This window comes from Georgenia sp. 311 (genome assembly GCF_006151955.1).
Taxonomy (GTDB): domain Bacteria; phylum Actinomycetota; class Actinomycetes; order Actinomycetales; family Actinomycetaceae; genus Oceanitalea; species Oceanitalea wutianyii.
Genome location: NZ_VDFS01000011.1, coordinates 1 through 5,876, shown reverse-complemented (window position 1 = coordinate 5,876; position 5,876 = coordinate 1). Strand labels below are relative to the sequence as shown.

Annotated in this window: 3 rRNA genes and 1 pseudogene; 3 read left to right on the top strand and 1 reads right to left on the bottom strand. The window is 59.9% G+C overall.

The annotated features are described in order from the left end of the window. Window positions 1-145 precede the first annotated feature (145 nt). The 3 genes from FHE66_RS01190 (at window position 146) to rrf (ending at window position 5,275) form a co-directional block, all read left to right on the top strand. Window positions 146-1,667 (top strand): 16S ribosomal RNA (locus FHE66_RS01190). Window positions 1,668-1,966: 299 nt separating this feature from the next. Further along, window positions 1,967-5,081, top strand: a 23S ribosomal RNA gene (locus tag FHE66_RS01185). Between the two features lie 77 nt (window positions 5,082-5,158). Next, window positions 5,159-5,275: ribosomal RNA gene (gene rrf / locus FHE66_RS01180) — 5S ribosomal RNA — on the top strand. The 16S, 23S and 5S rRNA genes sit together here, the layout of an rRNA operon. Before the next feature lie 5 nt (window positions 5,276-5,280). Here the strand turns inward: rrf and FHE66_RS15680 are convergent. Then, window positions 5,281-5,876: pseudogene (locus FHE66_RS15680) on the bottom strand (hypothetical protein); the annotation flags it as partial.

The window sequence follows — 5,876 nt, the reverse complement described above, 5'->3', positions numbered from 1 at the left end:
GGGCTGGGTGTTTGAGGGTCTGTTTGTTTGGTTGCCTGCTCGCGGTTTCCTTTCCGTGGGTGGGTTTGCCTGGATTGCCTGCCGGCTCTTGTGGTTGGTGGGTGTCTTCGTATGGTTGTTACCCCTTCGGGGGTGGCGCTAGACATTTACGGAGAGTTTGATCCTGGCTCAGGACGAACGCTGGCGGCGTGCTTAACACATGCAAGTCGAACGATGATGCCCAGCTTGCTGGGTGGATTAGTGGCGAACGGGTGAGTAACACGTGAGTAACCTGCCCCTGACTTCGGGATAACTACGAGAAATCGTGGCTAATACCGGATATGACGCGTGCCCGCATGGGTGTGTGTGGAAAGATTTATTGGTCAGGGATGGGCTCGCGGCCTATCAGCTTGTTGGTGGGGTGAAGGCCTACCAAGGCGACGACGGGTAGCCGGCCTGAGAGGGTGACCGGCCACACTGGGACTGAGACACGGCCCAGACTCCTACGGGAGGCAGCAGTGGGGAATATTGCACAATGGGCGAAAGCCTGATGCAGCGACGCCGCGTGAGGGATGACGGCCTTCGGGTTGTAAACCTCTTTCAGTAGGGAAGAAGCCTTCGGGTGACGGTACCTGCAGAAGAAGCGCCGGCTAACTACGTGCCAGCAGCCGCGGTAATACGTAGGGCGCAAGCGTTGTCCGGAATTATTGGGCGTAAAGAGCTCGTAGGCGGTTTGTCGCGTCTGCTGTGAAAACGCAAGGCTTAACCTTGCGCCTGCAGTGGGTACGGGCAGACTAGAGTGCGGTAGGGGAGACTGGAATTCCTGGTGTAGCGGTGGAATGCGCAGATATCAGGAGGAACACCGATGGCGAAGGCAGGTCTCTGGGCCGTTACTGACGCTGAGGAGCGAAAGCATGGGGAGCGAACAGGATTAGATACCCTGGTAGTCCATGCCGTAAACGTTGGGCACTAGGTGTGGGACCCATTCCACGGGTTCCGTGCCGCAGCTAACGCATTAAGTGCCCCGCCTGGGGAGTACGGCCGCAAGGCTAAAACTCAAAGGAATTGACGGGGGCCCGCACAAGCGGCGGAGCATGCGGATTAATTCGATGCAACGCGAAGAACCTTACCAAGGCTTGACATACACCGGAAAAGTGCAGAGATGTGCTCCCCGTAAGGTCGGTGTACAGGTGGTGCATGGTTGTCGTCAGCTCGTGTCGTGAGATGTTGGGTTAAGTCCCGCAACGAGCGCAACCCTTGTCCTGTGTTGCCAGCGGGTTATGCCGGGGACTCATGGGAGACTGCCGGGGTCAACTCGGAGGAAGGTGGGGATGACGTCAAATCATCATGCCCCTTATGTCTTGGGCTTCACGCATGCTACAATGGCCGGTACAAAGGGCTGCGATACCGCGAGGTGGAGCGAATCCCAAAAAGCCGGTCTCAGTTCGGATTGGGGTCTGCAACTCGACCCCATGAAGTCGGAGTCGCTAGTAATCGCAGATCAGCAACGCTGCGGTGAATACGTTCTCGGGCCTTGTACACACCGCCCGTCACGTCATGAAAGTCGGTAACACCCGAAGCCGGTGGCCCAACCCTTGTGGGGGGAGCCGTCGAAGGTGGGACTGGCGATTAGGACGAAGTCGTAACAAGGTAGCCGTACCGGAAGGTGCGGCTGGATCACCTCCTTTCTAAGGAGCTCACCACATCCTCGCCCGCTTCGTCGGGGCCTACGGGGGTGTCAGGTGCCACGCGGATGCCGAACGAGTGTCCGGTGGTTGCTCATGGGTGGAACATCGAATGCTTGGCATGCTGTTGGGTCCTGAGGGAACAGGCGCCCCCGCCGGCCGTATGGCTGGTTGTGGGGGTCGTTGTCTCGACCGTGACCGCCTTCTGCTCGCCCCTGGCGCCCGTTGTGGTGTGGGGTGGGGGTTGGTCGGTGGGTTGCTTGAGAACTGTACAGTGGACGCGAGCATCTTTGATCTTTTGTGGTCAAGTTATTAAGAGCATTCGGTGGATGCCTTGGCACTAGGAGCCGAAGAAGGACGTGGTGGCCTGCGATAAGCCTCGGGGAGTTGGCTAACGAACCGTGATCCGAGGATGTCCGAATGGGGAAACCCAGCCGGGGTCATGCCCGGTTACCCGCGCCTGAATGTATAGGGCGTGTGGAGGGAACGTGGGGAAGTGAAACATCTCAGTACCCACAGGAAGAGATATTCCGTGAGTAGTGGCGAGCGAAAGCGGATGAGGCTAAACCGGGGGTGTGTGATAGACGGCAGTCGTTGCACCTCCGGGGTCGTGGGACCCGCCAACCAGGCCTGCCGGCCTGGTAGGGAGTGAGAAAGCGTCGTCATAGTCGAACGGTCTGGGAAGGCCGGGCACAGAGGGTGAGACCCCCGTAGACGAAATGGTGGCGCCTCCCGGTGGGGATCCCGAGTAGCACGGGGCCCGTGAAATCCCGTGTGAATCTGGCAAGACCACTTGCTAAGCCTAAATACTACCTAGTGACCGATAGCGGACAAGTACCGTGAGGGAAAGGTGAAAAGTACCCCGGGAGGGGAGTGAAATAGTACCTGAAACCGGATGCTTACAATCCGTCGGAGCCTCCGTAGCTGGGGTGACGGCGTGCCTTTTGAAGAATGAGCCTGCGAGTTAGTGGTATGTGGCGAGGTTAACCCGTGTGGGGAAGCCGTAGCGAAAGCGAGTCCGAACAGGGCGAATGAGTCGCATGCTCTAGACCCGAAGCGAAGTGATCTACCCATGGGCAGGTTGAAGCGCGGGTAAGACCGCGTGGAGGACCGAACCCACTTAGGTTGAAAACTGAGGGGATGACCTGTGGGTAGGGGTGAAAGGCCAATCAAACTTCGTGATAGCTGGTTCTCCCCGAAATGCATTTAGGTGCAGCGTTGCGTGTTTCTTGCCGGAGGTAGAGCACTGGATGGCCGATGGGCCCCAACAGGTTACTGACGTCAGCCAAACTCCGAATGCCGGTAAGTGTAAGCGCAGCAGTGAGACGGCGGGGGATAAGCTTCGTCGTCGAGAGGGAAACAGCCCAGACCACCGGCTAAGGCCCCTAAGCGTGTGCTAAGTGGGAAAGGATGTGGAGTTGCACAGACAACCAGGAGGTTGGCTTAGAAGCAGCCACCCTTGAAAGAGTGCGTAATAGCTCACTGGTCAAGTGATTCTGCGCCGACAATTTAGCGGGGCTCAAGCACACCGCCGAAGCCGTGGCACTGACACATGTTCCTCAGCTCTCGCCTACGGGCGGGTGTTCAGGGGTGTTGGTGGGTAGGGGAGCGTCGTGTGGGAGGTGAAGCTGCGGGGTGACCCAGTGGTGGATCCCACACGAGTGAGAATGCAGGCATGAGTAGCGAAAGACGGGTGAGAAACCCGTCCGCCGAATGACCAAGGGTTCCAGGGCCAGGTTAATCCGCCCTGGGTAAGTCGGGACCTAAGGCGAGGCCGACAGGCGTAGTCGATGGACAACGGGTTGATATTCCCGTACCGGCGAAACACCGCCCATACCGAGCCCGGTGATGCTAACCGCCCAACGCCGTCCTTGTGCCCTTCGGGGCCGGGGCCGGCCGCGCGCGGAACCCGAACCGGTATTAGGTAAGCGTATTAACAGGGGTGACGCAGACAGGTAGCCACCGCGTGTTTTATGGCTATGCACGTCCAAGGGAGCAGGGCGAGGTCCAGGCAAATCCGGACCTCATACAGCCTCAGACCTGATGGTGACCGCGAATGCGGGAAGCAGGGTGATCCTATGCTGCCAAGAAAAGCCTCGACGCGAGGTGTTAGCCGCCCGTACCCTAAACCGACTCAGGTGGTCAGGTAGAGAATACCAAGGCGATCGAGAAAATCACGGTTAAGGAACTCGGCAAAATGCCCCCGTAACTTCGGGAGAAGGGGGGCCTGAGGGGTGAAGCCACTTGCTGGCTAGCCCTTTCGGGCCGCAGAGACCAGGGAGAAGCGACTGTTTACTAAAAACACAGGTCCGTGCGAAGTCGCAAGACGATGTATACGGACTGACGCCTGCCCGGTGCTGGAAGGTTAAGAGGACGGGTCAGCCCTTCGGGGCGAAGCTCAGAATTTAAGCCCCAGTAAACGGCGGTGGTAACTATAACCATCCTAAGGTAGCGAAATTCCTTGTCGGGTAAGTTCCGACCTGCACGAATGGCGTAACGACTTCTCCGCTGTCTCAACCGTGAACTCGGCGAAATTGCACTACGAGTAAAGATGCTCGTTTCGCGCAGCAGGACGGAAAGACCCCGGGACCTTTACTATAGCTTGGTATTGGTGTTCGGGACGGCTTGTGTAGGATAGGTGGGAGACTGTGAAGCAGCCACGCCAGTGGTTGTGGAGTCATCGTTGAAATACCACTCTGGTCGTTCTGAACATCTAACCTCGGTCCGTAATCCGGATCAGGGACAGTGCCTGGTGGGTAGTTTAACTGGGGCGGTTGCCTCCCAAAATGTAACGGAGGCGCTCAAAGGTTCCCTCAGCCTGGTTGGCAATCAGGTGTCGAGTGTAAGTGCACAAGGGAGCTTGACTGTGAGACTGACAGGTCGAGCAGGGACGAAAGTCGGAACTAGTGATCCGGCGGTGGCTTGTGGAAGCGCCGTCGCTCAACGGATAAAAGGTACCCCGGGGATAACAGGCTGATCTTGCCCAAGAGTCCATATCGACGGCATGGTTTGGCACCTCGATGTCGGCTCGTCGCATCCTGGGGCTGGAGTAGGTCCCAAGGGTTGGGCTGTTCGCCCATTAAAGCGGTACGCGAGCTGGGTTTAGAACGTCGTGAGACAGTTCGGTCCCTATCCGCTGCGCGCGCAGGAAACTTGAGAAGACCTGTCCCTAGTACGAGAGGACCGGGACGGACGAACCTCTGGTGTGCCAGTTGTTCCGCCAGGAGCATGGCTGGTTGGCTACGTTCGGAAGGGATAACCGCTGAAAGCATCTAAGCGGGAAGCCTGCTTCAAGATGAGGTTTCCACCACCCTCGGGTGGGAAGGCCCCCAGCAGAACACTGGGTTGATAGGCCGGATGTGGAAGCACGGCAACGTGTGAAGCTGACCGGTACTAATTGGCCGACAACTTCACCACAACTATCAGGTCTTGTGATGACGCGTCCACTGTACGGTTCTGGAGCCACCCACACACGGGTGACATCTCCATAGAGTTACGGCGGTCATAGCGAAGGGGAAACGCCCGGTCCCATTCCGAACCCGGAAGCTAAGCCCTTCAGCGCCGATGGTACTGCGTGGGAGACTGCGTGGGAGAGTAGGACGCCGCCGAACACCCATTACCGTGTGGGCCGCAACCCTTGGGGTGCGGCCCACACGTGTTTCACCCACGGGTGTGCTTCAGGAAGGAAGCGATGAACGACCACAACGAGAACGAACGACGTGGCGAGGATCGTCCAGGGGCGCACCAGCGTAATCCCCGTGGTCGCGCCGCCGGACGTCCGTCGAGCGGCGGCAGCGCGCCGCGCTCCGGCCGGCCCTACGAGAAGGGCGGTCGCCCCGCAGGCGGCAGCAGCGCCGCACGCGGTGACCGCCCGCGTTGGAGCGGGGACCGCACGACCGACGCAGGCCGTGGCAGTGCGCCGCGTCGCGACGGCCGTGACGACCGGCGCCCGCCTGCCGGCGACCGCCGTGACAACGAGCGCGGGCAGCGCAGCTTCGGCGACGACCGCCCGCGGCGTCAGGGCGAGGGGTACCGCAGCGGCGGTGCCGGGCGTCCCGACGAGCGTCGCGGCAGCGAACGAGGCTTCGACCGCGGAGACCGGCGTGAGGGCGGCTACAACCGCCCCGCCGAGGGCCGTGGTGGCGAGCGTCGCGACAGCGGTTCCCGTGACTTCAACCGCGGCGAGCGTCGTGAGGGCGGCTACGGCCGCCC